We start from the raw sequence: 775 nt of genomic DNA, 5'->3' as shown, positions 1-775 counted from the left end.
AACATCAAATACAAATCCTATCGAAAAAATAATGTAAATTTACCTGAACTTAAGATTTAAGAACAGAACTAGTTCAAACTATTTTTTTGCCTTCTAAACGGCTGAAAAAAATAGTTTGAACGTCTAAATATTAACTAAAAAGAGTCAACCTATATCAGTATAATACAAAAACCGAAACTACATTGAAAACTGAAATTATAAACCAACCATATTCTGGAGAATTTAAAGAAAGGATTTATGACATTGAAAGTCCTTGGAATTCTCAATCGTGGACTTGGATTAAGTTTGTCGATGAAAATTTGACTGAAACGGTTGGACAATTCCGTGGAATGCCAAAAGAAGTGAAATATTCGGAAAATCGGAATGAAATTATTGTTCTTACTTCTGATTATGTTTACAGACTAAACGCTTCTAACTTGAATATAATAGAAACGGAAAGTCAACCTCAATATCAGGATTTAGAAGTTTCGCCTGATGGAATTTTCTTTTTTCATAATTACTATGAAATTGAGAAAATGAACAGTTCATTATCTGACTTGACTGAAATTCAAAGTCCATTTAAAATGGATGACATCCGATTTCGAAAATGGAACGGAAATATATTGGAATTTGAGTGTGAGGAATTCACTAATTGGAGTAGAAATGAAATAATGCAATTAGACACAACCGAATGGAAAATAAAAATAAAAACGCCACACAACACCGTATAAAAATAATTGCGGTTTAGTGCTTAATCAAAGGTCGTTGCGTGTTTGTAACGTCTGATTTTCCTTCG

The 775-nt window shown here is 31.1% G+C and carries 1 protein-coding gene; it reads left to right on the top strand.

Annotated elements, in window-relative coordinates:
• The first annotated feature begins 182 nt into the window (after positions 1 to 182).
• Positions 183 to 710 carry a hypothetical protein gene (locus tag M4I23_RS19570; RefSeq protein ID WP_249755537.1) on the top strand — a complete coding sequence of 176 codons (528 nt, stop codon included), beginning with the start codon at positions 183 to 185 and terminating at the stop codon, positions 708 to 710.
• Positions 711 to 775: the final 65 nt, after the last annotated feature.

This window comes from Algibacter sp. L4_22 (assembly GCF_023473045.1).
Taxonomy (GTDB): Bacteria; Bacteroidota; Bacteroidia; order Flavobacteriales; family Flavobacteriaceae; genus Algibacter.
This window is presented reverse-complemented; position numbering and strand designations above follow the sequence as displayed.